Consider the following 25,941-nt stretch of genomic DNA (forward strand, 5'->3'; position numbering starts at 1 on the left):
AGTTGTTATTATACGTAAAAAGACTTCTCTCCACTGAGTAAAATGGAGAGAAGTCTTTTTAGCCTCACAAATCAAATAAAGTATTAAATATTTCTGACATAACAGGATGAGTGATAACTTGGTCTCTCAGATACGTATATGGAATTTGATTATCCATTGCCATCTTAACTTGATTGACCAATTCATGTGCTTGGTCCCCAAAAAGAGTCACGCCTAAGATTTCATTTGTCTCTTTGTTGACGACTGCTTTGTACAAACCTCTTGTATCGTTAATAACATCTGAGCGGGTCGTTCCACTGACTAGAGCCGTATTCGTTATCACTTGATATCCTTGCTCTTTTGCTTCTGATTCGGTTAAACCCACGCGAGCAAATGCTGGCTCAATAAAAATCGAATAAGGTACATGTTGGCGCTCTGAACGCCTGCGATTCCTTTTACCCAATACATAATCAGCAATTAATTTCGCATCATTAATTGTAATATACGTAAATTGATAGCCTCCTCTAACATCTCCTAAGGCAAAGACATGTTCAACTGCGGTTTCTAAAAAGTCGTTTACTTCGACTCCGCCTGTTTCATCCACCACAATACCCGTACTCTCTAAATTCAAGTTTTTAGTATTGGGTTTGCGTCCGGTAGCGACCAAAACTGCATCGAATAAAAATTCCTTATGGTCTTCAGTTTCAAGTTTAACTAGTTCTTTTTCGTTTGAAACTTTATTTATTCTTGCATTCAGCTGGATTGTTATTTTTTTATCTTCCAGAACTTTTTGAACGGTTTGTGCTACCTCGGGTTCTTCTTTTGGCATAAACTGATCACCTGTCTCAAAAAGAGTCACTTTCGATCCAAACATAGCATAAATCGAAGCAAATTCTAACCCAATATTTCCTGCTCCAATAATGCCCAATGTCTTAGGTATTTTGGGCAATGATTGAAGTTCAGTGCTGTTGTAGACATTTTTTGTGTCTGTTAACCCTTCAATAGGTGGATAGTAACTGTCTGATCCAGTATCAATAAAGATATATTCCGCTTCAAGTTCTTCCAATTTTTTGCCTAGATCAACTGTTATCACATGATTGGATTTGAATGAACCCATTCCGGTATATAAATCGACCCATTCGTTATTCTGCATGCTAGTAAACTCAGTGTTTCGATTTCTTTTAGTAACGTCGTTTTTACGTTTTAATGCTTCTGCATAGCCTTTTTCTTCACGAGCATCGTGTTCTAAAATTTTGGTAGGGATACAACCAATATTTACACAAGATCCGCCATACATCAACTCATTTTTTTCAATCAAAGCTACTTTCCATTCATTCGCTGTCAACTTAGTTGCTAAGGTACGAGCACCTTGGCCAAATCCAATAATAATCGCATCATACTTTTTCAAAATAACACCGTTCCCTTCTAAGATTATTTGTATTCGTTTTCTTAATCCGACTTTAGTATAGCATTTGAATACTCTATTAAAGAATAATCAGCTCACAAGATTTCAACATATAACCTATAATATAAAATCACATTAAAGAGTTTTGATTTACTCTGTTTATTAATTTGTTTTTGTAAACGTTGGTTATAAATGGTATTCTTATAAAAAAGTACATAGAGGTAGGTTATCTTATTTATGACAAACAATCTTGATCTTTCTAATCGAATTAACCAAAATTATTCCCTCTTATCAAAAAAAGAAAAGCAGGTAGCTGCATTTATACTTGAACATAAAAAAGACATTGAATCATGGAACATTAAAGATCTTTCACGTTTAACTGAGACTTCAAATGCTACTATTTCACGTTTTTGTGCGAAATTAAGTTATCGGAATTTCAATGAATTTAAAACATTTGTAACTCAAGAACTAAGCGGCAATCCTACCCCTTTGCAAGTACCCGTCAAAATTGCTAGCTACTATACACAATTGATTCATTCAGCATCTCAATTAATTGAAACAAAACAGATCAATGATTTTGTGGAAGCTATTCATCTTTCCAATAAAATTTTAATTTGCGGCGTTGGCAATTCTGGATTAAGTGCTATGGAATTGAAATATCGTTTAGTCAGAATGGGATTGATTGTTGACGTAGTAACCGATCCGCATATGATGTTAATGGATGCCGTGTTATTAAAAAAATACGATTTAATGATCGCTATTTCTAATTATGGGCAAACGCAAGCTGTCATTGATGCCTGTACGATAGCAAAAAAAGAGGACGCGACTGTTTTTGTCATTACCAATCAAAATCACACACCTTTAACAAAAATTGCCGATCAAGTACTATTTGCTTCTGGTAGAACATCTATTCCAGATGAACAATTTATCAATAGTCAATTGCCAATCCACTTTATTTTAGACGTATTGTGCTACGTTTTATTAGAAAATAAGTCTTATAAAGAGAACAGAAGAAAAACTTTAACTGCGATAGATTTGAATTAAAGTGAAATAAAAAAAAAACAAAAAAGCTAGTAAAAAGTGGCCTAAAACCACTCTTTACTAGCTTTTTATTTTCACTTGTTAATTTACTTCTTTCATTTTCCCAACAAACTCAGCAGTTATTAATTGAGGCCGAGTAATAGCACTTCCCACTACAATTGAATGCACTCCAAGTTCTTTACATCTTTTCGCTTTCTCAGGTGTATCAATGTGACCTTCAACAATAACAGGAACGTTGACAGTCTCTAAAATGATTTTCAAACGTTCAAAATCGTTGTCTGCAATATTTTGGCCTTCAGATTTTTTTGTGTATCCCATTAAAGTAGTAGAAACACAGTCAAAACCAATTTTCTCTGCTTCAATTACTTCTTCTACAGTTGATGCATCAGCCATTAGTAAGATGGAAGGATATTTAGAACGAATCGCTTGAACAAATGACTCCAAGGTTTCCCCATTTGGTCTAATGCGGTCAGTAGCATCTAGAGCAATCATATCACATTTAGACTTAGCCAACTCATCAATTTCTTTCATCGTTGCCGTAATAAAGACTGCTGAATCTTCATAGTCTCTTTTAACGATTCCAATAACCGGCAAGTCTGTATTTTTTTTGATTTCAATGATATCTTCTTTAGAATTTGACCGAATCCCTTTTGCTCCACCCTCTTCAGCGGCAACAGCCATTCTTCCCATAATATATGAACTGTGTAATGGTTCATTGTCTAAAGCTTGACATGAAACAACTAATTCTGATTTTATTTTATCCAACATATTCATTTTTATTCGTCTCCTAACAATTCTTCAATCTCATTTTTAATAACAGACACTTGCGGTCCATAAACAACTTGGATTCCATTTCCTCTTTTGATTAGTCCTTGACTGCCCGTTTCTTTTAATAGTTCTTCATTGACTAAAGTCTCGTCTTTAACGGTGACACGTAGTCTAGTAGCACAATTGTCAACATCCACTAAATTGTCTGCTCCGCCTAGACCATTAACAACATCTAGTGCACGGCCTTCTACTTTTGCTTTGTTCCCAGCAACTTCTATTTTATCCGTTCTACCTGGCGTTTGGAAGTTGAATTTTGTAATTAGGAACATGAATGTGAAGTAATACAAGAAGAACCAGACTACTCCTATTACTAATACCATTATCCAATTTGTGCGTTCATTTCCTTGCAAAACCCCGAATAGAATAAAGTCTATAAATCCACCAGAGAAGGTTTGGCCAATTGTTATCTCAAAGATATGTGCTAACATAAATGCAAGTCCATCAAAAACAGCATGTACTACATATAATGCCGGTGCTATGAATAAGAATGAAAATTCTAGCGGTTCTGTAATCCCTGTTAAGAAGGATGTTAAGGCTGCGGACAACATCAACCCGCCAACAACTTTTTTATTTTCCGGTTTTGCTGTTTTATAGATTGCAAATGCAGCTCCAACTAAACCAAACATCATTGTAATGAAACGTCCTGACATGAAACGTGCTGTTCCACCGAAGAACTCTTGTGTTGCTGGATCAGCTAATTGAGCAAAGAAAATATTTTGTGTTCCTTGAACAAGTTCTCCACCGACTTCCAATGTTCCTCCAACAGCCGTTTGCCAAAAAGGAAGATAGAAAATGTGGTGCAATCCAACTGGTCCCAGCATACGTAAGATAAATCCGTATAAGAATGTTCCTAAGTAGCCAGTAGCATTAACTACATCGCCTACGTTAGTAATAAGACCTTGGAATACTGGCCATACAAAATACATAATAGCTCCTAAAATAATGGCTGAAAAAGACGTGATGATTGGAACAAAACGTGAACCACCAAAGAATCCAAGATAGGTTGGCAATTCAATTTTATTAAAGCGATTGTGTAAATAACTGGCTAAAATCCCAACTATGATCCCTCCAAAGACTCCTGTTTCAAGTGTTTGAATACCTAATGTACTTCCTTGACCAACTGCAGCAAGGTTATCCACAGCTAATTTTCCATTAATAGTCAATATCGCATTAATACTTGAATGCATAACCAAGTAACCGATCAAAGCAGCTAAAGCAGCTGTCCCTTTATCTGATCTTGCTAATCCAATAGCTACTCCCACTGCAAAAATTACAGGTAAATTACTAAAGACGATATTTCCTGCACTACTCATAATCGTAAAGATAGCTTGTAACCACGCAACATCCAAAATAGGATAAGCGCTTACTGTATTAGGATTAGATAACGATCCTCCAATTCCTAAAAGTAATCCAGCAGCAGGTAAAATTGCGATTGGCAACATGAACGACTTACCAAATTGTTGAGCTTTCTCAAAAAACGTTTTCATTTCTTCACTCTCCTCTTTCTTTTTCTTATTTGATATTCATTCTATATCATGAAAATGTTTTCGTCAAGGTAATAATTAAGGAAATATTTTCATTAAAGTAGAAGGCTACTTTAATTGCCAAATCAAAACAAAAAAGTTGAACGTTTTCAGATTCTGAGAACGTTCAACTTTTTTTGTTTTATTCACTCTTTTTTTCTCGATTGCCTTCTTTTTTATACTCTTCATCGTTATCTTCACCATAATACTCTTCGTTGTATTCATCGTCTTCTTCTGGTGCACCTTGCTTTTTTTGATTCCTTTTTTCTTCTCTCTCGGCTGCTTTTTTATCATCATAAATAAATACATTATGAAATATTTTTAGGATTGGTCGTGCCGTTAGAAAAACGCCACCAATTAAGTACAGATAGGTGCCGTAAATATCTGGAATATCTGTTAAAGTGGCTAAACTCCCTATGATGTAAAAAATCCCAGTTAAAATATCATTTACTAATGAAATTAAAGTGTAACGATTCTGGAAGTACAACCGAAAACGTCCGCTCTTTATCTCTATATCTTCTTCTTTATCTGGCACAACTTCATGTTCTTTACGCTCAATTTTTGGCATATCTCTTTACCTCACCTTTTTTTATATATTCATTAATGAGTATATAAGATTCCTTATGAACTTTCCAAAAATAGGTTCGATGGATAGTGTTATTAAAAAACACCTACTTAATAATGAGAACTTGCACGTTTTCTATTCTGGTATTAAAATTGATTAGTTACGTAATCAATTTTAACAGATAAATTTTGGAGGAATTAGTATGAGTATAAAAAGACTGTTGTTTAGTATAACCTTTTTTAGCGCAACACTATTATTAACTGCTTGCGGATCAAATGAAGAAACGGCTACAGGAAAGAACGATCTAAAAGAACATGAACTCGCTTCTGAACAAGTTATGCATTTGACTGTGGAAAGTGAATTAGCCACAACTGATAGTGTATTAGTAGCTGAAAATATTACCTTTGCTGGCATAAACCAATTTATAGAAGGGCTTTATCGTTTAGATGAAAATAACGAGCCGGTTCCTGCTTTAGCTGAAAGTGAAGATCTTTCAGCAGATGGCTTGACCTATACGTTTCATTTAAGAGAGGATGCTGAATGGTCTAATGGCGACCCCGTCACCGCGCATGATTTTGTTTTTTCATGGCGCAGATCGGTTGACCCTACTTCTGGAGCTGCATATGCTTATTTATTTGAAAATATTAAAAATGCAGCTGATATTATGACGAAACAGCTTCCAATCGAAGACCTGGGCGTTAAAGCTATCGATGACTATACACTAGAAGTAACCCTTGAAACACCGATTGCTTACTTCTCTTCTCTTATGTCCTTTGTTTCGTTCTTTCCCCAAAATGAGGCCTTTGTAACGAAAACTGGCGATTTGTACGGAACAAGCAGTGAAACGACTCTTTCAAACGGTCCATTCGTATTAACGGAATGGGATAGTGGATTGGATGAAAATTGGACGTATGAAAAGAATCCTGCTTATTGGGATGCAGAAAAGGTTTATTTAACTAAAATTACCAACCAAGTGATAAAAGAAGTCGCTACTGGAGTCAATTTATTTGAAAAAGGCACTGTAGATAATGCCTTGCTATCTGGCGAATACGCAAAACAATTTCAAAAAGATCCTGGTTACACTGTTGAATATTTTTCCAGAACTAATTATTTAGAAGTTAATCAAACGAATAATCCTTATTTGAAAAATGAAACGCTCAGAAAAGCCCTTGCACTAGCAATTAACCGCGAAGAATTAACGGCTATTATTTTAAATAACGGTTCATTACCTATCACGGGATTGGTCCCAGATCACTTTGTTAAAAATCCTGAAACCGGCACAGAATTTGCACAAGAAGCTGGGGAATTTTATACTTATGATCTTCCTAAAGCTCAAAAATTAGTAAAAGATGCTAAAACAGAGCTTGGGGTAGATACAATCGAACTTGAATTACTTGGTGATGATGATGAAACAAGCAAACGGGTTATGGAATATTTACAAGGGGAACTGCAGAATAATTTGGACGGTATAGAGATCAAATTATTAAATGTGCCATTTAGTGCACGTTTAGCTAAAGCTGCGGCAGGTGATTTTGATTTAATTTCCTCAGGTTGGAGTGGTTATGTGTCAGACCCAATGATTATGTTAGATGTTCTTTATAGTACGTCAGCTTATAATAATGGTGGTTATGCTAATAAAAAAGTGGATCAATTGATTGATGATGCAAAAGGGGTTCACGCAAATGATGCTCTCTTGCGCTGGAATGATATGATAAAAGCTCATCATATCGCCATTGAAGACGCTGCACTTATTCCATTGTACCAAAAAGGAGAAGCTATGTTGCGCAATCCTAAAATCAAAGATATCACTATTAATTCCGTTGGTGCTAGGTACAGCTATAAAAATGCCTATATTGTCGACTAATTGTTCTTTCTAGTTTAGTCAGATATTCTTATCCAAAAAAGTTCACCAGCAAAATAACTGCTGGTGAACTTTTTTTATCGTGGTAAATGATTAATAAAGTTTTGAAAAGCAAACCCTTCAACTTCTTCAGCAGTGAATTTTCCCAGTAACGCTTGGATAAAATTCTGTGTTTCTCCAGCATGTGACAAACCTTCAATATGCGTGCTAATTCCATCAAAGTCTGATCCAATTCCAAGCGTATGAACAGCACCTAATTCAACTAACCGCTCAACATGAGGAATCAAATCAGCGATAGTTACCTTTTTGTATTTGCCTTCTTCAACCGTAAATGTTGGATTAAAAATGACATGAATCATAGCATCACGCTCAATCATCGCCTTGATTTGCTCATCATTTAAATTTCGTACATGACTGCATAAGGAAAGAACATTTGAATGAGTGGCAATCGGATAGCTCGCACATTTCATGACATCCCAAAAACCTTGTACACTCAGATGAGAAACATCTGTAAATACTTTTCGCTCGTTCAACCGCTTGACGATTTCAAAACCAAACGTTGTTAATCCACCGCCTCTTGGTTCTTCAACACCATCTGCTGCCAAGTTAGCTGGATTCCACGTCAGTCCTACTGACAATACCCCTGCATCTAGTAAGTAGTCTAACTTGCTCAGTTCATTTCCAATAGAAGAAACACCTTCTAAAGTCAGAAATGATCCAATTTCCTCTTCTTTCAACTCATGGATATCATCCCATTTTTTTAGTTGTTTCATTTCAGGATTTTTACCAAGAATATCCTTTTGGTAATAGTCAATTTGTTCTAAGACGGCTGCAAATTGTTTATCAGAAGGAAGGTCTGGTTCAATAAAGATTGCAAAAGCTTGTACTTTCACTTGCCCTTCTTTTAAGCGTGCAAGATTTACATCTAATTGGTCTGAATCCTTAAAATCTAAAGTCCCTTTACTATTTTGCATTTTATAAAGAACATCACAATGCATGTCTATACTATTCACATTTACTCCTGCTTTCCGCTTTTACGCACTTCTTTATATTTTCTCATCATACTTTAATCACAATAGAAGTGCAATACTAAAAAAAGGGAGACAAACAGCTGCGAGCTGTCTATACCCCTTTATAATCTAATTCAGTTTCGTTTCACGAGTTGGTTCTTCAACAAAATAAAGGATCGCACCGCCAATAACAAAAAGAATGATTAGTGCAAATACCCCGTTTAAGGAGTTCCCAGTCCTTTGAGAAATAACCGCTACTAAAACAGGTCCAATAATAGCTGCAAATTTGCCGAAAATGTTGTAAAAACCAAAGAATTCATTTGCATGTTTCTTAGGAATCAACTGGCCAAATAACGAACGGCTGAGTGCTTGGATTCCGCCTTGAGCTGTTCCAACAAGAACGGCAAGTACAATGAATGTCACCAATGAATCTAAAGTCAGAGCATAAATACAAATAAAGGTATACGTAATAATTCCAACATAAATCATCTTTTTATTGCCAAATCGGCCAGCTAAGATACCATACAAAATAGAAAAAGGGAAAGCCACAAATTGACTCACCATCATTACAACGATTAAATCATTCGCTGCGAGTCCAATATCTGAACCAATCGCAGTCGCCATCTGGAAAATTGTTCCTACACCGTCTATGTAAAAGAAGTACGCAGCCAAAAATAAAAAGACATTGCGGTACTGACGAATATTTTTAAGTGTTTCCCATAACCTCAAAAAACTATTTCTAACGACATGGGGCTGTTTTTCAATATACGTCTTTTGTTCGACATTTTTCCAGTATGGAATGGTAAAAACAAACCACCATAACGCTGTTGCTACAAAGCCGCCTTTGATAAGCGCACTTTGCGATACTGGTAGAATACCTGTTAACTGAAAGAAAATAAAAATAACAAAAGGAATTGAACTGCCAATATAGCCCCAGCCATAGCCTGCACTGGATACACGATTCATTCGGTTCAAGGTTGTAGTATCGACCAACGAAGCATCGTAAAAAATATTTGCAGCCCCATAACCAATCGAAGAAATGGCATAAAGAGTCAATAACACTAACCAATTTTCATCTGGAATGAAGGCAAAGCTAATGGTAGCAATAATGCCCAGACCTGTTGCTAAAGTAAACATCGGGTTGCGATACCCTTTATAATCAGCAATTGCTCCTAAAATAGGGGCTAGTAACGAAACAACTAATGTTCCTATTGAATTTGCATACCCAAGATACGCTGTCGAATTTGCCGCACTAACGCCTGAACCTTCAGAAACGGCTTTGAAAAACAAGGGGAAAACTGCTGTAGTTACCATGATCGCATAAGCTGAGTTAGCCCAATCTTGCAGAATCCAACTTTTCTCAGGTTTCGTATACTTAAATCGTTCTTTTTGACTATCCATTACTTTCCCTCCTCGTGCTTAATTAAATAAAGTATCTAGAACTTTTCCATCTATTGCCTGAGGAAATTCCAGTCCCATTGCATGTAAAAAGGTCGGGCCTTCATCAACCAATCGTGCTGAGGGTATGCGAGCATTTGAGTTGATTCCTGGGCCTGAAATGAACAGTGTTGTTTCATAATTTTCTTTTTTAGGACTGTATCCATGTGTCCCTTTATGGAATGCTGTTGTCTCAGCTCGACTAATTTCTTCTAAAAATGGACCATCACTATCACTGACAAAATAGTAGCCTTTCTTAGCTTCTACTAAAAAACTACAAGTGGCATCTGCTCCTAAATCAGCAGCTTCTTCTTGAGTATAAATAGTCTCTATTTGTTCAGAATGCTGCTCTAAACTATTACGGACATCCGCTAAGTTTACGCCAGGTTTGGTATATATGTAACATGACCCGTCTGCTCCTTTAGCCAAGACATCCCATTCTTGAATCATTCCGTCTTTACTTTCTTTTAACCAGCCTTGTGCTTTAAATAACTGGTTTAGTCTTACAACTGTATGAGTGTCTAATTGATAATGATCTCCAAATAGCGCCAATACGGTTTCTTCAAAGATTCCTTTTTCTTTCATAGCAGTAATAATTTGATTTAAGTGATCATCCATCCGTTTAATGGCTGCCCTTGCTTCTTTTGTATCTACGCCAAACTCATGTCTCGTACTGTCCAAGTCAACTAAATGGATTGCCATTAAATCAGGATTTTTAGTATGGATTGTGTCTACAATTCCAGCAGTTAAGAAATGATCTAATTCAGGCTGCTTGATTCCGTTTCGCATTTTACCAAATTTCCGTTCCAAATTGAACACAAATTTTGGTGAAGATGACCATAATGAAATTAAGACTTGCGATTGCCAAGGACGATTGGCAAAAATCTCCGTAAGGTTATAGTTTATAGCTTTACTTCGACCAGTAACTGGCCATAGAAAAGAAGCAATCGTGTACCCAGCTTCATGGGCAATATCAAATAGGCTAGGAACTTTGATATCTTTGGCATACCAGTGCCAGTCAGGGGATTTTCTTTTAGGCTGCACATAGGTGTTGTTCGTAATCCCATGTGTCTTAGGGTATACCCCCGTTACAATAGATGTATGTGCCATATAAGTTAAAGATGGATAAACCGTTTCTACTTTTTCTACTAAAGCACTGCGCTCCAACAAATATTTAAATGTTGGCAATGTACGGGCATAGGCTAAATCTTTTGCTCCAAAAGCATCTAAAGAAATCATGTATAAACGCTGTTTCTTCATTTTAATCCTCCTCTTTACCGCTCTATTATCCCACAAGTTTTTTCGCTGAGAAAGCTAGTTTTGTCATTTTTATGTAAAGAATTTTCATTGATTTTTCTATTTTGGCTCTTCGTCAAATAGTGTGGCTGCTTACAAACATGATAGAATCGGGCATGAGTGCCCACAGTGCTACCCTTTCATTTTTCTACAGGGCTACAAGCAATCCTATTCCTCCAGAATGTTAAGCATGAACTAAATTCATCTATCCACACTTAAAAGTGTAGAGTCTATATTTTTCGTAAAAAAAAAGCACTGATAAAATCAGTGCTTTTCCGACAATATTCATTTTCATAAATAGGTCCCATGAATTCCACAAAACAGAGGGGTCCAAACACCTGCATCTTGCAGTTGTACAGAAGTACGGTTGTGCCTTGTCTAAAGTTCCAATCACTTGTCGCCGCAGCGAAATGACCGAAGTCACCTGATTGGAGGTCAACTCATCGCATGGGTATACTTTACCATGGTATTTCATTAAATACAAGAGTTTTTTCATATTTACCTATTTTTTTTATGCAACTGTTAATAAAACTTATTTCTATTTTCCATGCTTATCATTGGTACTATACACTTAGCTGTTCTATAATGGGATTGATTCAAAGGAAAAGTTTTTCTTATTACTAGGCAAGACTTTAATTTAAGGAGGCCTTTTTATGAAAGAAGAAGTTATTGTGAATTATTTGGATCGTCATGGACTAGAAGCAAAAACTGGTACGACCATTTTGGTTGAAAGAAAAACATGGAATCGAAAATGGTACGCTACATTATTTGGTAAAAACAAAACTGAAAATATCTACCTAAATTTTGCTGAAAGAGAATTTGTTATTTTGCCGCTTGTTCAAGACTCTATGACTCTTATTGAAGGCGACTACGCCCAAGTTCCTCTGATAGAAGTTAAATCGATTTATTTCAAAAACCAATCAACCTATTATGCTTTAATGATTCAATACAACGATGCTACTGATACCGATGATCGCATAAAAAAATACAGAGTCCCTAAGGAAGTTGCTGATTCTCCATGGCACAAACAAAATTTAGACAACCTAATTGAGCGCTTTGGGTTAAAAGAATCTAAATAAAAAAACGGTTTTTAGACATTCATTTATGCCTAAAAACCGTTTTTTTCATTTAGCCTTTTTTCAGACTAGTAAAGCCACCTTTTTTGTCTTAGTTCTGAATGACTTCGATTTTATATCCATCTGGATCGGTAATAAAGAAGAAATTAGCTGCATTATCTGGAAGACTTTTTAGATCTGTAACTTCATATCCACTAGCTTTATACTCTTTTTGAGTCGCGCCTAAGTCATCTACACCAATTGCAATGTGCCCATATCCATTTCCAAGAGTGTACGCTTCTTCTTGATCATAGTTATAGGTTAATTCTAATTCATAATCATCGCCATCCAACACTAAATATACTAATGTAAATTTAAGTTCTGGAAAATCTAAACGACGAGCTTCTTTAAATCCTAATACATTTGTATAAAATTCCATTGATTTTTCTAAATCTTTTACACGAACACAAGTATGCAACATTTTTTTTGTCATCTTTCAATCATCCTCTCATTCCATTATTTACTACCTCTTTATCTTAATGCAATTCCACCTAGAGTTCAAAAAATATTATTCGTGTAGTTCCAATGGCAAACCATCTGGATCTTTGAAAAAAGTGAATTTCCCATTTGTGTACTCATCAATTCGGACCGGCTCTGTTTCAATTCCTCTTTTGTTCAACCACTCGATGGCTTCGTCAAAATCATCAACATAAAAACACAAATGTCTCAATCCTACTGCTTCCGGTTGTGTAGGCCGTTTTGACGGATTAGGAAAAGAAAACAATTCAATTTCACTTTCTCCCAGTTTTAAATCCAACTTATAGGAATCGCGTTCTGCTCGGTAATTTTCACGTATGATTTCTAAACCTAAGATTTCAGTGTAGAACTGTTTAGATTTTTGGTAATCAGACGCAATGATGGCCACATGATGAATTTTTTTAATATTCATAGAACATTCCTCCAATTTTTTAAATGTCACGAATCATTTCAATACTTGTAAAATCTGGATTTTCAGTATCGACTATGTCCTGAAGGTAGTTAAATCCAAGAGCTTTATAGAATAAAAGGCTCTCTTCATTTGATTTAAAGAAACTGACCAACTGAGTATTGTTTCCTAATAGTTGTTGCATTTGTGTTAAGTGATCTACCAATCGTCTTCCAATTCCTTGTTTTATATAATCTGCATCAACATATAAAACAAATATTTTACCTACCTTAGAATCAACAATTCCTCCGCCAATTACACCGATAACTTTTCCGTCTAATCGAGCAACAATCCAGCCACTCCATTTAGCCGATACTTCTTTAATTTCTTTTAGAATTCTTTCAGGATTGTAATATTCTTCAACTTTCTCCTGTACTTTTTGCTTATCCTTTACAGCAGTTGCTGCATAAGCATACCCTTCAATACAAATAGCCACGATACTATCAATGTCTTCTATTGTAGCCAACTCAATACGAACGTCTTCAAAACTTGAATTCTCTTTTACTTCAACCTGTTTCATCCCTTTTTCTCCTCTAGTCAAATTCTCCAATAAACACCCTTTTATTCTATCCTGTTATCAACTATATTTTTCTTATCACCTCTAAATTAGCACTAAATAGCCCATTTGTCACTAGCATACTGGCGGCGATATAAAAACAATTTTGCCGTACTAGATTAATTTACGGTATACTTCAATTAGTCTATTTTTTATAAGGAGGGACAAAGTGACTGTTAGCAGTATTATTTTACAACAATTGGGCAGTATGTTTATTCTTATCCTTTTTGGCTACATTCTTATAAAAGGAAATGTGCTAAATAGTTCTGGCACCAAGCAAATTGCTAAAATGTTAGCAAACTTTATTACCCCTGTGCTGTTATTTATGTCCTTTCAACGAGCGTATCATTCGAGTCAATTCAAATGGTTTTTAGCAACGGTTGGAATTACGATTTTGTTGATGGCTGTCCGCATCCTAGTGAATTATTTTTTCTTACGGAATGCCTCTCGAACAGATCGTTACGCCACAACTTTTACAAATGCAGGATTTATTGGAATTCCGTTAGTTCTAGCAGTACTTGGTTATGAAGGTGTTTTTTTTGTATCTGCCTATAGTGCTGTGACGAATATCTTACAGCGGACTTATGGCATTTACATCATTTCAGGTGATAAGTCATTGATTACTCCAAAACGAGCATTGCTAAACCCTGCAACTTTAGGCGCTCTTACTGGATTAATTTTTTACTTACTGCAAATACAGTTGCCAACACTTTTAAGTGATTCTCTTTTTACTATTGCAGATTTAAATACCCCTTTAGCCATGATTTTATTAGGCAGCTATGTAGCAGAATCTAAATTACTAAATCTCTTTAACCATCCGCGAGCTTACTGGACGACTTTTTTAGCTTTAATTCTTTCTCCTATTATTAGTATCTCACTATTATGGTTATTGCCTTTAGATAATTACTTAGTCTTTTTTGTCTTAGCCATTGCAACGGCTGCTCCAATCGCCGTAAATACAGCTTTATTTTCACAACTTTATGGCGGAGATTATGAATATGGTGCGCGTTTAGTTGTTTTATCAACTTTGCTGTCCATTATTAGTATGCCTTTAATGTTACGGTTTGCTGATTTTGTCTTTTTAATGAATTAATTTTTAAAGGCGAAGACAAATAAGAAGCTTCCTATCATATTAATTAACTAAAGAACAGAGCAGATAAAAAGAACCCATCTATTTTGTATAGGTGGGTTCTTTGAATTAGCAAGTAGGATGATAACTCTATCATTTTTCATTTTTTGAAAAAATTTCTTTCATGTAATCATCAAGAAAAAGTTTATAAGTGATAAATAATCCACCTGATGTTTTAAAAAAAGAAACAAAAAATGCCATTTTATGGTGTGAAGAAAGGTATTCACTATAAAAGTAATTTAGTAAAAATACAAGTACTATCCATACAATAAGGGCTAAAATCCATTTTTTTTTTCCATACTTACCACAACTCAATCTATTTAATGTTTTATTCATTCTATTTCGAGAGTCAATAAATTTAGCAAATCGAAAACCTTGATATATCAATGCGGCCGAGAAGAGTCGAACTTCCACCAGGATAATCCTGACCAGCCCCTCAAGCTGGCGCGTCTACCATTCCGCCACGACCGCGTTTAAAAACCTTACTAATACGGTATCCTCGATAATTCTAACGTTAGTTTACGCTTGATTTCGATAATTACCACATTAGTTATTATACAAATACGTGATCTTTTTTGCAATAGCAACAAACGAAACAAAAAAAAGGCAATATAAAATAAGCCGAAAATTAATCCGACTTAAATCTCATATATTCTATTATCGTAAATTAGTCCATTCGAAAGTTTTCTTCGACATATATCCGTTCTTCTTCGGGTGTGGCTAAACGTTCCGCTTCTCCGATATCACCCTCGTTCGAAGACCATATACGATTATGCACTTCTACTGAATTCGAAAAATCCCCTTTTTTCCACGTGGTCAATATCTCACGATAGGATTCTTCGTTTTCCATTTCTGTTTCGTCTAATACCTTAAGTAGCATATCGATGTTTTCTTCTTTCATTTCAAATGCGCCCCACTTAGATTCTGCGTATACCTTTTGATGGGTCATTTCGTGTACTCTACGTTCGAATCCTTCATCGGAATACACATAAGGTAGTGATTCGACTACTTCCGCAGATTCGATTTTTTCTGCTATTTCGGCGTCTTTCGACTTTTCGTTTGCCTTATCAAAAGATATAAAAACTACGGTCATAATCCCCCCTAATACTAATACCCCGAGTAACCCTAAAATAATTTTTTTCAATTTTGTTCTCACCTCATATAATTATCTGAAATTTCTTTCTACGAAATCTTGTTCTTCTTCCGGTGTCAATAACCGTTCTGCTTTTCCAATTGTACCGCCTTCTTCTAACCACACTTTATTGTGTACTTCGACCGCATTAGAAAAGTCCCCGTCTTTCCACTTGTTTAGGACTTCCTTATAATATTCTACTTCTTCATTTGAATTAGATTCTTTTAGTGCTGATAGTAGTGAATCGATGTGTTCTTCGCTCAGTTCGTACACTTCAAACTTGTATTCTGCGTATACTTTTTGGTGCGTCATTTTGTGAATTAATTGTTCGATACCCACGGAATCATTTTCCCACGTTCCTATAAATTCGACGGAAGATGATTCCATATCTGACGGAAGTGTTCCCATATTGATTTCGGGATATTCCTCTATGACACTTTCTTGAAATTTCGATTCTTTGATTGCTTTCGATTCTTCAACTTCTTCTTGCATAGATTCGGTTACATCGACTTCTTCCGTATTTTGATACGTTATGTAAATTACCAACGGCAGCAAACTAAGTATAAACAATGTTAAAACTAATCCTATAAAAAATTTCTTCAAATTAATGTCCTCCTATACCAATTCACTTACTTATTATCATGTTAATTGAAAAATATGAAATTAGCAACCCTTGTTCATGGACCTTCGTTTTGTAATAATAAAAACAAAAATGTGTGTACCTATTCGATCATAAGTGATTTCGCAATAAATACTACGAAAACTATTGTACAAAAAAAAGACACTGCCTAACGTCTAAAATTAAACGTCAAGAAATGTCGGCTCTATACTTTTTAGTGTGGATAGACGAATTTAATTTAGTCAGTAATTACTATTCTGGAGGAATTTTTAGAAGCAGTCACACTCTTTGAAGAAGAGCCGAAATATCTTGGTATTCTTCCACAAGCTGATTTTGTTTGTTATTTAATCCATGGTCACTTTGATATAAAACTGGCTTTTCGAAAGTCTTGTTAATAAAGTTAAAAAATAAAGGCTAGAAATATTTTTTATCCCAGCCGATTCATTTTGCTTTATTTCAATACCAAATTGCCCTTTACATCTAAATATGCAGTAATGTTTTCCCTTATGTCCATTAAAGTTAGTTGTTTATATCCGATATGTACTGTTGTCCCCCCGTAAGCCTTTTTAATTTGAACGGTACTACCTGCTGGTACAGAAAGAATCGTTTTCACTCCTCCAGTTGATCCAACAACATTGGCTTTAATGCCTTCTTTTGCTGTAATATTTCCCCCTCGTAAATAACCACCAATTACTACTTTACCTTGAGCTTCTATTGTAGTATTTATGCAGCCCTTACCAAAAACATGGATATCTCCATTACATAACAAAGTGCTATTTGACACACTTGCAATATAAATAAATTTACTTTCTTCTAAATCTAGCAGATTCATCTCTTGGATAGTATGCATCAGCGATATCAATAATTTAATTTGAGTTAAGGTGATATCTAATTGAAAAACTTCAAATAATAAGTTTTTTAATTGTTCTGCTGTAATTTGCCATTCTTTTTTTAAGAAATCTTTTTCTTGATAAACAAGTTCTATGTAGTTTTTCGCAACATCAGTAAATTTAACAAAACTGTGCTGAAGTAAAAATTTAAAAATAGATTTTAGACTTTGTTTCGATTCACTATTCTTATATGATGCGGACTTAGCAGTTTGCGATAAAATTTCGTACATCTCTTCTAACTGTTCGGTAATCGTCCTTAGGTAAGAATCAAGTTGAACGATAACGGTATTCTTTTCACCAACAGAAAGAATAGAATTTTCACTGTTTCCACCACTAGTAATCGAGTTCAGTGCTGTCACAGTAGAGTTCCTTATAGATGAATGAACAATTACATTACTTCCGGCATCTATAACCATATTCTCCTCTACTTCTCCTTTTATTTCTACATCTCCAAAAAAGTGAATATTTCCTGTAGTGAGATTAACATTTCCTTTTTGGATAAATTTAGGAATGATAGCTGCTTTTACAATATGATCCTTCTGGTAGATACGTGGTCTTCCACTCCTAGTCGCAACGATACGGTTTCCATGCAACTTTGTTCCATTTTCCGAATAAAAAGTAATGGACTTCAAGGATTTGGGTTTAATTGGTTGATTGGTAACACTGATACCCGTGTTTCCTTGTTGTGGAGGATGAATAATTCCTAATAGTTCACCTGTTTCCACAATCGGTATCTCACTACTCTCTCGAAAATCAATGTTGCCTCTTTCATCTTCCAACAATAAGTTTTTAATGTTCAAATCGACTTTCATTTCTAAAAAACCATCTTTCCCATCTTGTGGAGGTATACCTGTTGCTACTTCATATATGATTGGTTCTTCAGCTTGAGATGCCATGATAATCACTTCTTCTCTAATCCCATAAAAGACATTGGCTTCTCTTAAAGCTTGACGAATTTCCTCTATACTGACTTTTTCAGTAATTGTTTTTTTTTCTTCCACTGTTAACGTTACTTTTCTTGCTAAAAGAGCATTCTTTATTTTTCTCGTTATCTCATATCCAGGCTCAACCTCAATATAAGCTTTTAATTGCTGTTCATTTGTTGTCACAATGCATCTTGGCAATACCTTTCCATTTATGACCTCAATAGAAATATCATCTTTTTCAGAAATAGCCAACATATCCTCCGTCATGATTTTCCCGTTCTTTGTCACTATTATTTCATTCAAAAAAGCACTATCAATTTGCAATGTAGGGAAAACTCCCGGATCATCTTTCACGTATACTACCCCGTTAGTTATCCAAATCTTCCCCTTTAATAATTGCTTTTTGTAGCTAGCAAAGCCTTGGTAATCAATCAATTTCTCTACTTTTCCCTTAACTATTTCGCCCTCCATAAGTAAACGCCTCCATTCTCAGTATCTTTCTCAGTATATCCTATTTCCCATTCGAAATATACCAATTTTAGGCTTCTCTATATACCTTATCCAATTTCTTAATTTTTTCCACACAGAATTTCTACTTTATGACTCTTTCTTTGAAAAAACATGGAACACGATAGCTTTTTTGTAGCTTATTTTATTAATTAGTTTTTTTAAATTCCTGTTAGCTTTCTATTGCTTTATGCTTTATGGTATGATTAAAGACACCTACTATCCTTGTTGAGAAATTTGCAAAGGATTGAAGAAGTTTAATTTAGCTGTAGGCGACGATAGTGATAGTAACTTCTCTAATGAGTTAGATGAGTAGAACTAAATATGAAGGTTTAAAAAACGAGTATTAGAAAGGTGATAAAATTGAATTTTAAAGAATTCGAAGAATATTTAGACGCAAATTTAGGAAGTAAAGACATCTTTTTTGAAAAAGCTATGGAAGACCAAATGAGAAGGAACGCTAGAAGACCACCTGCAAAAAGATGGAATGAAGCAAAATTAGAACGGGCTGTTAATAGAATGTGGATAGACATTGTTAGAAGTATCTATGATAAATTTAAAATCACGATCAATACTAAGTCTGCTGATCCCTATCAAGCTTGGATAGAGTTTTTCGAAAAAAATGAAGCTTTAGAAAACTTAGATGAAATGATGAATGATTTAGAATTTGAATAAACACTCATTGGAATAACGAGTTCCATACAAAAAGAGTTCAGACACTTGTCTGAACTCTTTTTGTATTATTTATTCGTTTTAAAATGGTGAGCTTACATCATGCCGCCCATTCCAGGATCCATTCCCATTCCGCCCATTGGAGCATCAGGTTTTGGTTGGTGAGCAACAACAGCTTCAGTCGTTAACAATAAGGCTGCAACACTTGCTGCATTTTGTAAAGCTGAGCGTGTTACTTTAGTTGGATCAATGATACCAGCATCAATCATATTTACCCATTCATCCGTAGCTGCATTGTACCCTACGCCTAAGTCAACGCCTTTTAGTTTTTCAACGATTACTGAACCTTCAAGACCAGCATTCGTCACGATTTGGCGAACCGGTTCTTCAAGAGCACGAATAACAATTTTAACCCCTGTTGCTTCGTCGCCTGTTGCTTCAATTTCTGAAACTTTGCGTTGAACGTTGATTAAGGCTGTTCCACCACCGGAAACAATTCCTTCTTCAACAGCTGCACGAGCTGCATTCAAAGCATCTTCAATACGCAATTTACGTTCTTTTAATTCTGTTTCAGTAGCTGCTCCAACTTTGATAACGGCAACTCCACCAGAAAGTTTAGCTAAGCGTTCTTGTAATTTTTCTTTATCAAATTCAGAAGTTGTTTCAGCTGCTTGAGCTTTCAATAAAGATACACGGTGTGAAATAGATTCAGCAGAACCGGCACCTTCAACAATTGTTGTTGCATCTTTTGTTACAACGACTTTGCTTGCATGCCCTAATTGATCAATAGCTGTATCTTTCAATTCTAGACCTAAATCTTCAGTGATAACTGTTCCGCCAGTTAAGATAGCAATATCTTCAAGCATCGCTTTACGACGATCGCCAAATCCTGGAGCTTTAACAGCAACAACATTGAATGTTCCACGTAATTTGTTTAAGACTAAAGTAGGAAGAGCTTCACCATCCACATCATCCGCAATAATCAACAATGGGCGCCCTTGTTGTAAAATTTGTTCTAATAATGGAAGGATTTCTTGAATGTTTGAGATTTTTTTATCTGTGATTAAAATATATGGATTTTCTAAATTAGCTTCCATTTTATCATTATCGGTTACCATGTATTGAGAAAGATATCCACGGTCAAATTGCATTCCTTCAACTACCGTTAATTCTGTTTCGATTCCTTTAGACTCTTCAATTGTAATAACACCGTCTGTTCCAACGCGTTCCATTGCTTCTGCAACTAATTCTCCTGTTTCACTGCTTCCTGAAGAAATAGATGCAATTTGAGCGATTGCTTCTTTTGAATCAACTTGTTTAGAAATAGCAAGCAACTCATCTACAGCAACTTTTGTCGCCATTTCGATACCGCGACGGATTCCAACTGGGTTAGCACCAGCTGTTACATTTTTCAAACCTTCGCGAACGATAGCTTGTGTTAAAACAGTCGCTGTTGTTGTACCATCTCCAGCTATATCATTTGTTTTAGAAGCTACTTCTGAAACCAATTGTGCTCCCATATTTTCAAAATGATCTTCTAGTTCAATTTCTTTAGCAATCGTAACGCCATCATTTGTAATTAATGGTGAGCCGTAAGATTTTTCTAAAACAACGTTTCTTCCTTTGGGTCCTAATGTTACTTTAACAATATCTGCCAAAATATCTACACCACGCAACATTGATGCACGTGCGTCTTCAGAAAATTTAATATCTTTTGCCATTTTTCCTTCACCTCATTAATTTAGTTTGTTCAAGTTTTTACTCGTTATATTTAATCTATGACTGCAACGATATCGTGTTCTTTTACCACTAAATATTCTTTACCGCCGTATTTCACTTCTGTTCCAGCATATTTTTCAAATAACACAGTATCGCCTACATGTACTGACAATGCTACTGTTGAGCCGTTTTCCAAAACACGACCTTCCCCAACAGCGATTACTGAACCAGTTTGAGGTTTTTCTTGAGCTGAACCCGGTAAAACAATCCCACTGACTGTTTTTTCCTCTTCCTTAGCAACTTCAATGATGACACGATCTCCTAATGGTTTTAACACGTAAATCCCTCCGTTTAAATTATTTCTTCTGTTTTAGCACTCAGACAACTCAAGTGCTAAACTACTTCTTTATCATAACAAATATAGAAAAGAATGCAAGAATTTTTATCTCGCTTCCAATCCCTTTTTAGTTGGAACCTCTTTTATCGAAAAGTAATCTTTGTCTTCTATAGAAGTAGGATTTCTTTTTCACTCTTTTATGGTATACTGAAAAATGAAGTTATTTTCAATTTATCTAAATTTTAGCAGTTGTTACTATTTCATTAGAGAGCTTTTTACGTCTAATAAATAGAACTATCACTAAACTGGGTAAAAAAGAGACTCAATTATTTCGAAAAAAAGAAGGTATTGATCATGATAAAAAAGATCACTAGTCACACATCTATTTTAATTATTGTTTTTTATTTAATTGCTCAATTTTTACCAGTATTTATCATTTCAGCAACTCCAAAAGACTTCCAAACAGAAGCTTCAATTTACGGAACAATCGTTAGTTTTTCTTTAGGAGCCATCGCTATGCTTATACTCAATCGAAAATCTACTATCCGAAATTCGTTGACGTTAAGTCCTTCGTTACCTTTAAAAAGCATTCTTTATTGGGGAATCATTGTTGGAATACCACTCGTACTTTTAGCACAATACATCGCAAATATTATTGAAATTTTAGTATTGGGGCTTCCAATAGACTCTGCGAATACTCAAAATATTCTTGTGATTGTAGAAAGTTACCCTATCTATATGATCATCGTTTCAATTATGGGACCCATTATGGAAGAATTCGTTTTTAGAAAAGTCATTTTTGGTTCCTTATATGATCTTACAGGCGGTATCGGTGCAGCAGTGATTAGTTCGCTTATCTTTGCTTTTATGCACTTTGATGGACATATTTTACTTTACTCTGCTATGGCTTTTGTTTTTTGTTTCTTGTATAGTAAAACAAAAAATATAGCAACTTCAATCATTGCGCACGTCGCTATGAACACAATTGTGCTCTTAACAAGCTTCTTACAATAGCTTGCTAAGTATTAGAAAGGAATTTTCATTTGATAAATAAACGGAATTTTATAATACAAGTTATCTTCACTTACTTGATGTCAGGAGTGTTCATCTGGTTTGCTGTTGATTCTGTTGGCAACTCAGGCTGGACATTTTTTTCTATCCTCTATGTTTTGTTTTCGACAAGTTATTTTGTTAGAGCTTCAAAAATCCTTGAAATTTATTTCAAACTAAAAAAAGGAAACAAACCTTAATCGGTTTGTTTCCTTTTTGTTTAATTACTCTTCTGTTGGTTTGTAATGATCTAAGAAATAAATCAATGTTTGAAGTTCATTTGTTAAATCAACGTTTTGAACTCTCACAGTGTCTGGTACAGAGATTCTAAAAGGTGTAAAGTTCAAAATCCCTCTTACATTTGCTTCAACTAATCGGTCAGTTGTTTCTTGTGCTACATTTGATGGAATCGTGATAATAACAATTTCAATTTGTTGAACTTTCAGTTGTTCAATCATATCATCCATATGGTAAATAGGAACACCACTTAAAATGGTACCTACGATTTCTTTATTTATATCAAACGCGGCACTGATCCGCATATTATTGCTTTGATGGAAGTTATAGTTCAATAAAGCATGTCCTAAGTTCCCTACTCCAATTAGAGCAACATTTGTTAAGCGATCTTGTTTAAGCGTTTTGCTGAAGAAGTTCATCAAATCCTCAACATCATAACCGTATCCTCTTTTTCCTAAAGCACCAAAATATGAAAAGTCTCTTCGAATTGTTGCACTATCTACTTTAATAGCCTCACTCAATTCAGTTGAAGAAACACGTACTTTTCCGGAATCGTGTAAGAATCGCAAATAGCGATAATAAATAGGCAATCGCCTAGCCGTTGCATTGGGTATTTTTTTTTCTACCATTCTTTTTCCTCCATCAGTTATAATCAAATTTCTTCAATTGATTTGCTGTTTCAAATTTCACAAGCAAACAATTATATATTTTCCTTCACAATCTTTTTTCAAGTGAACGGTATTATTATATCACTTCCCTATTATATTACTACCACTTTTTTTGTTTTTTTTATAATTTCATATACTTACTATTAGTTATATTACTAAAATTCACATGAATCCTTGTGAATTCACTTCTGAAAAGTTAGCCTATAATGGATAGTAATTTCCCTTGAACTAAATCTATGCTAAACTACTATTGAGAATGATGAAATGAGGACCAAGACTATGATTCTATTACAAGCACAACATGTTGCCCGTTATTTTGGAGCAGAAGTGTTGTTTGAAAATATTTATTTAGAAATTCAAGAAAACTCTCGTATCGCTTTAGTTGGAAGAAATGGTACAGGTAAATCGACTCTTTTAAAAATGATTGCAGATATCGAGCAACCTGACTCTGGAAAAATTGTTAAAGGCAAACAAGTCACTATTGGGTATTTGGCTCAAAATACTGGTTTAGCCTCTGAAAGAACTATATGGGATGAAATGTTACTGGTTTTTGAACCTGTTATCCAACTTGAAAAAGATTTGCGTACTATTGAAAAACAACTTGGAGATCCAGAGCTGCTTTCTAATGAAGAACTATACCACGCAACATTAAATCGCTATGACCAGATTCAGCACCGCTTTCGTGAGGAAAACGGCTTCGGATATCAATCTGAGATTCGTTCTGTCTTACATGGTTTTCGTTTTTATGAAGAAGATTATCTTAAACAAATCAACCAACTTTCGGGTGGCCAAAAAACGCGATTAGCTTTAGCAAAATTATTATTAGAAAAGAAAGACTTACTGATTCTTGATGAGCCAACAAACCATTTAGATATCGAAACATTAAGCTGGCTGGAAAGCTATTTGCAATCTTACAAAGGAGCATTGCTGATTGTTTCTCATGACCGTTACTTTTTAGACAAAGTCGTAAATGAAGTTTATGAGATTAGCCGTAAAAAGATTTCTCATTACAAAGGAAATTATTCAAGGTATTTAGATCTTAAAGCGGCACAACTTGAGCAAGAATGGAAAGAATTCGAGAAACAACAAGGCGAAATTGCTAAATTAGAAGATTTTGTCAACCGTAACCTAGTTCGTGCATCAACAACGAAAAGAGCGCAAAGCAGACGGAAACAGCTAGAAAAAATGGACCGGATTGATAAGCCTCAAGGAGACGAAAAATCAGCTCGTTTTTCATTTAAATCAGAAAAAGCAAGTGGCAATGTGGTATTGTCTTTAACTAATGGTGCAATTGGTTACGACGATACTATTTTATCTAGTCCTATTGCATTAGATGTGCGCAAATATGATTCTATTGCGTTAGTTGGACCAAATGGAATTGGAAAATCTACGTTGTTAAAATCACTCATTGGACAACTTCCACTAATCCAAGGTGAAAAACAAATGGGTACAAATGTATTATTGGGTTATTATGATCAAGAGCAATCTGATTTGAATTCAACTAAATCGGTTCTAGCAGAGCTTTGGGATGATCACTCAACGACTCCTGAAAAAGACATTCGTTCTATTTTGGGCAGTTTCTTATTTTCCGGGGCAGATGTTGAAAAATCAGTTTCATCCTTAAGTGGTGGTGAAAAAGCACGTTTGGCTTTAGCTAAACTGGCTATGAATAAAGACAATTTCCTCATGTTGGATGAGCCTACGAATCATTTAGACATCGACAGTAAAGAAGTATTGGAAAATGCTTTAATTGATTTTGATGGGACATTGTTGTTTGTCTCTCATGACCGTTACTTTATTAACCGAATTGCGACAACCATCATTGAACTCTCTGAAAATGGCAGTACCCTTTATTTAGGAGATTACGACTATTACATTGAGAAGAAAGCTGAACAAGAAGAGTTGCGTTTGATAGCTGAAGCTGAGACCGCAAAAACAGACAAAAGCGAACCTGTACCAACGATCAAAGCAAATCGAGAAATCAATAAAGAAGAGCAAAAGTTGCTACGCCAATTGACGCGTCGAATTGAAGCGATTGAATCAGAAATGGAAGAATTTGAAACGATTATTACAAATTGCGAAACCCAATTAATTGATCCAGAAGTATTCGGAGATCATTTGCGTGTGCAAGAATTAAATGTAGAAATTAACGTTGCTCAAGAGAAATTGAACAATTTAGTTCATGAATGGGAAGAAAAAAGTCTACAATTAGAAGACTTGCAATAAAATAGCTCAAAAAAAGAAATTGGAATAATCCAATTTCTTTTTTTGGGCTAATTTTTACCATTGATAGCTGAGTTCATGTGAAAAATTGAATTTCTAGAGGAATAGGATTGTTTGTAGCCCTGTAAAGTATTTAATGCGAATGACACAGCGTTAACGATGTGTTCGAGGCATGAAAGCTCTTTAGATTTTAGGCTTAAAACGGTACCAGGGCTCTATACAAGCGAATCCGTCTATTCCATAAGAAATTTTTTAAAAGCATCCACAGTATTTGTTGAATAACCATTTTTT

At 35.1% G+C, this 25,941-nt stretch carries 23 protein-coding genes, 1 tRNA gene and 1 pseudogene; 8 read left to right on the forward strand and 17 right to left on the reverse strand.

The genetic code is table 11. The annotated features are described in order from the left end of the window. Positions 1 to 64: 64 nt before the first annotated feature. Positions 65 to 1,387 carry an FAD-dependent oxidoreductase gene (locus BP18_RS07745; RefSeq protein ID WP_029277368.1) on the reverse strand — a complete coding sequence of 441 codons (1,323 nt, stop codon included), beginning with the start codon at positions 1,385 to 1,387 and terminating at the stop codon, positions 65 to 67. 234 nt (positions 1,388 to 1,621) lie between these two features. Here BP18_RS07745 and BP18_RS07750 point away from each other — a divergent pair, with 234 nt between their 5' ends. After that, on the forward strand, positions 1,622 to 2,428 hold the full coding sequence (locus BP18_RS07750) for a MurR/RpiR family transcriptional regulator (RefSeq protein ID WP_007720856.1): 807 nt from the start codon (positions 1,622 to 1,624) through the stop codon (positions 2,426 to 2,428). 78 nt (positions 2,429 to 2,506) lie between these two features. Here the strand turns inward: BP18_RS07750 and BP18_RS07755 are convergent, their stop codons facing one another. From BP18_RS07755 to BP18_RS07765, 3 genes and pseudogenes are all read right to left on the reverse strand, one after another. After that, the gene (locus BP18_RS07755; RefSeq protein WP_007720857.1) at positions 2,507 to 3,199 is read right to left on the reverse strand and encodes an N-acetylmannosamine-6-phosphate 2-epimerase; all 693 of its coding nucleotides are present in this window, start codon (positions 3,197 to 3,199) and stop codon (positions 2,507 to 2,509) included. Positions 3,200 to 3,201: 2 nt separating this feature from the next. Next, positions 3,202 to 4,740, reverse strand: coding sequence for a maltose/glucose-specific PTS transporter subunit IIC (locus BP18_RS07760; RefSeq protein ID WP_029277366.1), 1,539 nt, complete (start codon positions 4,738 to 4,740; stop codon positions 3,202 to 3,204). A 289-nt stretch (positions 4,741 to 5,029) separates the two neighbouring features. Then, a pseudogene (locus BP18_RS07765) lies at positions 5,030 to 5,344 on the reverse strand (YrhK family protein); the annotation flags it as partial. A gap of 199 nt (positions 5,345 to 5,543) precedes the next feature. Between BP18_RS07765 and BP18_RS07770 the strand changes: the two are divergent. Continuing rightward, positions 5,544 to 7,205: a peptide ABC transporter substrate-binding protein gene (locus BP18_RS07770; protein WP_029277362.1), complete on the forward strand. Its 1,662-nt coding sequence runs from the start codon at positions 5,544 to 5,546 to the stop codon at positions 7,203 to 7,205. Positions 7,206 to 7,279: 74 nt separating this feature from the next. On the opposite strand, the gene BP18_RS07775 is transcribed toward BP18_RS07770, so the two are convergent. The 3 genes from BP18_RS07775 to BP18_RS07785 form a co-directional block, all read right to left on the reverse strand. Then, positions 7,280 to 8,215, reverse strand: coding sequence for a dipeptidase (locus BP18_RS07775; RefSeq protein WP_197050105.1), 936 nt, complete (start codon positions 8,213 to 8,215; stop codon positions 7,280 to 7,282). Positions 8,216 to 8,341: 126 nt separating this feature from the next. Further along, positions 8,342 to 9,613: an MFS transporter gene (locus tag BP18_RS07780; RefSeq protein ID WP_029277359.1), complete on the reverse strand. Its 1,272-nt coding sequence runs from the start codon at positions 9,611 to 9,613 to the stop codon at positions 8,342 to 8,344. Positions 9,614 to 9,631: 18 nt separating this feature from the next. Beyond that, positions 9,632 to 10,909: an alkaline phosphatase family protein gene (locus tag BP18_RS07785; RefSeq protein WP_029277357.1), complete on the reverse strand. Its 1,278-nt coding sequence runs from the start codon at positions 10,907 to 10,909 to the stop codon at positions 9,632 to 9,634. Between the two features lie 689 nt (positions 10,910 to 11,598). Here BP18_RS07785 and BP18_RS07790 point away from each other — a divergent pair. Then, the gene (locus BP18_RS07790; protein WP_029277318.1) at positions 11,599 to 12,024 is read left to right on the forward strand and encodes a hypothetical protein; all 426 of its coding nucleotides are present in this window, start codon (positions 11,599 to 11,601) and stop codon (positions 12,022 to 12,024) included. An 88-nt stretch (positions 12,025 to 12,112) separates the two neighbouring features. Here BP18_RS07790 and gloA read toward each other — a convergent pair whose 3' ends face one another. The 3 genes from gloA to BP18_RS07805 all read right to left on the reverse strand — a co-directional run bounded on the left by gloA (position 12,113) and on the right by BP18_RS07805 (position 13,505). Beyond that, on the reverse strand, positions 12,113 to 12,493 hold the full coding sequence (gene gloA / locus BP18_RS07795) for a lactoylglutathione lyase (RefSeq protein WP_007725559.1): 381 nt from the start codon (positions 12,491 to 12,493) through the stop codon (positions 12,113 to 12,115). Between the two features lie 75 nt (positions 12,494 to 12,568). Beyond that, on the reverse strand, positions 12,569 to 12,949 hold the full coding sequence (gene gloA2, locus BP18_RS07800) for an SMU1112c/YaeR family gloxylase I-like metalloprotein (protein ID WP_007725560.1): 381 nt from the start codon (positions 12,947 to 12,949) through the stop codon (positions 12,569 to 12,571). A gap of 19 nt (positions 12,950 to 12,968) precedes the next feature. Next, positions 12,969 to 13,505 (reverse strand): GNAT family N-acetyltransferase, encoded by a 537-nt coding sequence (locus BP18_RS07805; protein ID WP_007725561.1) that lies wholly within the window; start codon positions 13,503 to 13,505, stop codon positions 12,969 to 12,971. 205 nt (positions 13,506 to 13,710) lie between these two features. Between BP18_RS07805 and BP18_RS07810 the strand changes: the two genes are divergently transcribed. After that, positions 13,711 to 14,634 (forward strand): AEC family transporter, encoded by a 924-nt coding sequence (locus BP18_RS07810; RefSeq protein WP_007725562.1) that lies wholly within the window; start codon positions 13,711 to 13,713, stop codon positions 14,632 to 14,634. Between the two features lie 423 nt (positions 14,635 to 15,057). Here the strand turns inward: BP18_RS07810 and BP18_RS07820 are convergent. From BP18_RS07820 to BP18_RS07835, 4 genes are all read right to left on the reverse strand, one after another. After that, a tRNA-Leu gene (locus BP18_RS07820) sits at positions 15,058 to 15,141 on the reverse strand. A gap of 196 nt (positions 15,142 to 15,337) precedes the next feature. Then, on the reverse strand, positions 15,338 to 15,763 hold the full coding sequence (locus tag BP18_RS07825) for a DUF6241 domain-containing protein (protein WP_007725564.1): 426 nt from the start codon (positions 15,761 to 15,763) through the stop codon (positions 15,338 to 15,340). A gap of 72 nt (positions 15,764 to 15,835) precedes the next feature. Next, positions 15,836 to 16,405, reverse strand: coding sequence for a DUF6241 domain-containing protein (locus BP18_RS07830; RefSeq protein ID WP_007725565.1), 570 nt, complete (start codon positions 16,403 to 16,405; stop codon positions 15,836 to 15,838). A 467-nt stretch (positions 16,406 to 16,872) separates the two neighbouring features. After that, positions 16,873 to 18,708: a DUF342 domain-containing protein gene (locus BP18_RS07835; RefSeq protein ID WP_035050572.1), complete on the reverse strand. Its 1,836-nt coding sequence runs from the start codon at positions 18,706 to 18,708 to the stop codon at positions 16,873 to 16,875. Positions 18,709 to 19,098: 390 nt separating this feature from the next. Between BP18_RS07835 and BP18_RS07840 the strand changes: the two genes are divergently transcribed. Next, a complete protein-coding gene (locus tag BP18_RS07840; protein WP_231549455.1) occupies positions 19,099 to 19,419 on the forward strand; it encodes a hypothetical protein in 321 nt (106 codons plus the stop codon). A 92-nt stretch (positions 19,420 to 19,511) separates the two neighbouring features. Here BP18_RS07840 and groL read toward each other — a convergent pair whose 3' ends face one another. Both groL and groES read right to left on the reverse strand, forming a co-directional pair. Next, positions 19,512 to 21,137 carry a chaperonin GroEL gene (gene groL / locus BP18_RS07845; protein WP_029277306.1) on the reverse strand — a complete coding sequence of 542 codons (1,626 nt, stop codon included), beginning with the start codon at positions 21,135 to 21,137 and terminating at the stop codon, positions 19,512 to 19,514. Between the two features lie 50 nt (positions 21,138 to 21,187). Next, a complete protein-coding gene (groES, locus tag BP18_RS07850; RefSeq protein ID WP_029277305.1) occupies positions 21,188 to 21,472 on the reverse strand; it encodes a co-chaperone GroES in 285 nt (94 codons plus the stop codon). 354 nt (positions 21,473 to 21,826) lie between these two features. On the opposite strand from groES, the gene BP18_RS07855 reads away from it, so the two are divergent. Together BP18_RS07855 and BP18_RS12450 are read left to right on the forward strand one after the other, a co-directional pair. Continuing rightward, positions 21,827 to 22,486 carry a CPBP family intramembrane glutamic endopeptidase gene (locus tag BP18_RS07855; RefSeq protein WP_029277304.1) on the forward strand — a complete coding sequence of 220 codons (660 nt, stop codon included), beginning with the start codon at positions 21,827 to 21,829 and terminating at the stop codon, positions 22,484 to 22,486. 77 nt (positions 22,487 to 22,563) lie between these two features. Next, positions 22,564 to 22,722: a DUF4305 domain-containing protein gene (locus BP18_RS12450; RefSeq protein WP_231549472.1), complete on the forward strand. Its 159-nt coding sequence runs from the start codon at positions 22,564 to 22,566 to the stop codon at positions 22,720 to 22,722. Between the two features lie 24 nt (positions 22,723 to 22,746). Here the strand turns inward: BP18_RS12450 and BP18_RS07860 are convergent, their stop codons facing one another. Next, entirely contained in the window at positions 22,747 to 23,388 is a 642-nt protein-coding gene (locus BP18_RS07860; protein ID WP_029277303.1) for a redox-sensing transcriptional repressor Rex, read from the reverse strand. A gap of 318 nt (positions 23,389 to 23,706) precedes the next feature. Here BP18_RS07860 and BP18_RS07865 point away from each other — a divergent pair, with 318 nt between their 5' ends. Further along, positions 23,707 to 25,653 carry an ABC-F family ATP-binding cassette domain-containing protein gene (locus BP18_RS07865; RefSeq protein ID WP_029277301.1) on the forward strand — a complete coding sequence of 649 codons (1,947 nt, stop codon included), beginning with the start codon at positions 23,707 to 23,709 and terminating at the stop codon, positions 25,651 to 25,653. The last annotated feature ends 288 nt before the right edge of the window (positions 25,654 to 25,941 follow it).

It is taken from the genome of Carnobacterium jeotgali MS3 (assembly GCF_000745125.1).
Classification (GTDB): domain Bacteria; phylum Bacillota; class Bacilli; order Lactobacillales; family Carnobacteriaceae; genus Carnobacterium_B; species Carnobacterium_B jeotgali.